The 2232-nt window shown below is 68.0% G+C and carries 2 protein-coding genes and 1 pseudogene; all 3 read right to left on the bottom strand.

What is annotated here, in order from left to right; all coding sequences use genetic code 11:
* Window positions 1–3 precede the first annotated feature (3 nt).
* Window positions 4–1382, bottom strand: a pseudogene (locus ACFPIH_RS56180) (NF041680 family putative transposase).
* 138 nt (window positions 1383–1520) lie between these two features.
* Window positions 1521–1892, bottom strand: a complete 372-nt coding sequence (locus tag ACFPIH_RS56175; protein ID WP_381188083.1) for a VOC family protein — start codon at window positions 1890–1892, stop codon at window positions 1521–1523.
* A gap of 96 nt (window positions 1893–1988) precedes the next feature.
* The coding region (locus ACFPIH_RS56170; protein ID WP_381188080.1) for a transposase at window positions 1989–2232 on the bottom strand (244 nt) is incomplete at its 5' end.

Genomic DNA, 2232 nt, shown 5'->3' with positions numbered 1-2232 from the left:
CGTTCACGGTCGCCCGACAAGAAGTTCCGCCCCACCAGCCAAGAGTCCGGCGTCTCCCTGATCCCTGGAACCGAACAACGAATCGCTCTTGACCTTCCCCGGGCAGAAGCCGTGCGACAGCCTCTGCAGGTGCGGGCGGAGGTTCCGAAACCCTCGGCGGACGCGGGCCGGGGTGAGCCGTGCGGGATCGGCTGGTTTCTCCCAGGGGCGGCGATGATCAGCCACGTCCAGCGGTCTCCGGCCTCGGGGGTGCGGAGTTTCGGGCGGGTCCAGCCGAGGGTCTGCTTCATCAGCCGGAAGGTGTGCTCGATGTCGAACCTGCGCAGGAACGCCTGCCAGCGGACGTCGACGTCCTCGCCACTCAGACCGGTGGCCGACGACCACAGCCAGAGAGGCAGCGGGTCTCCGCCGCTGGGCAGGCGGTCGACCTGGAGGCGGATCAGCGTGCCCTCGATGACGGGGAGTTCACCGGTGTGGTCGATCCAGGCGGAGCGGGTGGTCAGGCGGGGGTGGATGCGGTCCCAGGCCATCGCGCGGGCGGTGCCGTACTGGTCGGTGACCTGCACCGTCGCCGCGTCCGGCTCGCCCCAGGTCTCCGGCTTGGCGAAGCGGAACTCCTTGCCGTGCTTCGGCGGTCGCCCGCCCTGGGGATAGGCCAGGGCGTACTCCTTGAGCGAGGGGGTCGGCCGTCGCATGACGCGGTCGGAGCGCATCCGTCCCAGCACCTCGACCGGGAGGCCGTTGAGGAGGTGGGCCATGCGCGGGGCGTCGTAGCCGGCGTCGAAGACGATGAGGATGTCGCGGTCGCCGGAGTGCCAGCGGCCCATCTCGATCAGGTCCGTGACCACCCGGCGTACCTGGGCGGCAGTGAGCTCGGCGACGTCGTCGTCCGGCCCGAGACGCACGGCGTCCAGGAGCTGGCACCAGGACGTCCGGCCCGCCTCCAGGGCGGCGACGAACGAGTACGGCCAGCCGGGTATGAACTGGTCCGAGGACCGTCCGCTGCGGCCGTAGACGTGGCAGAACAGGCGGTCCGCGCTGGTGGAGGCGTCGGGGCGGAGCCAGTTGCTGATGTCGACGGCGAGGACCAGGCGGCCGTCGGCGGCCTGCGGCATGGGCAGGCCGGCCAGCACCTGTCGCAGCCGGGGCGCGTCCACGTTTCCGCTGGTCAGCGCGTCGTACATCGCGCCGTGCCCACGCCGGTGCTCGGCCACCAGCGTCAGGTCGACCGGTGTCGTCACCGGTCCGTCCGCGCACAGCAACGCGTCGGTGAGGTCGAACAGTTCGTCCCCGCGCGCGGTCAGGCAGTCGAATAAGTCCTCCCGGAAGCGTGACGCTTTCGCGAACGCTTCCCCCGGAGCATGATCAGGCAGCAAACTCACCTTCACGGCCTTCGTCGTGGTCACGTGTGTCCTTGGTCGGAGCACATGATCAGACGAAGGCCGCCTCAGCGTCCGGCGAACACCCAGGTGAGCGACCCAGTTCGAGTCATTTTCGACGCCGGACCCTAAAGGGCAAGGTCAGGCTCCCTCGGGAGTGATCAGGCAGAAGGGATGGCCGACGGGGTCCTCGTAGACGCGGTAACCGATCGGCTTGTCCGAACCATCTAGCAGCGTCGCACCGAGGGCGAGCACCTGAGCCTCAGCCGTATCGAGGTCCGCGACCATCACGTCGATGTGCATTTGCTGAGGACGTGCGGAATCCTTCCACTGCGGCGCGCAAAAGTCGTCTACCCGCTGAAAGGCAACCACCGGGGCCCCCGCCGCGTTCTGGAGCACGACAAAGTCGCCGGTGTCCGCCTGCCGCGAGAGCGACAGCAGCTTCTCGTAGAAACCAGCAAGCTCATCCGGGTCGGGACAGTCGATGACAACGGTGTACAGGCGTCCGATCATCCGGCTCACTCTGCCACCGGCCCGCGAGCGGGCCAAACGGCAGGGACCCGGCCCAAGGTTAAAGAACAAGTTAAGAGGTCGTTTTCTCCCGTTGTTTCATCCCGGAATCTGCTGTTTGGTCTGCGGTGTCGGGTCGCGCCAGGAGGTGGTGTTCTCGCTGGTGAGGCGGCGGGTCATGAGGTCGGCCATGGCGATGTGGATCATGGCTTCGGAGCGGGCGGGGAGGGTCTCGTAGTCGCGGGCCAGGCGGCGATGGAGCATGAGCCAGCCGTAGGTCCGCTCGACCGCCCAGCGTTTCGGAATCGGGGTGAATCCCCTGGTCCCGGGCTTGCGTTGAGTG

The organism is Streptomyces vulcanius, from assembly GCF_042653945.1.
Lineage (GTDB): Bacteria > Actinomycetota > Actinomycetes > Streptomycetales > Streptomycetaceae > Streptomyces > Streptomyces mangrovi.
Note: the sequence above shows the minus strand (reverse complement) of the source record. Positions and strands in the feature narration are given on the sequence as shown.

Bases quoted from the DNA above. Each gene is read 5' to 3' on its own strand.
- ACFPIH_RS56175 (WP_381188083.1), bottom strand. From the start codon at position 1,892: ATGATCGGACGCCTGTACACCGTTGTCATCGACTGTCCCGACCCGGAT.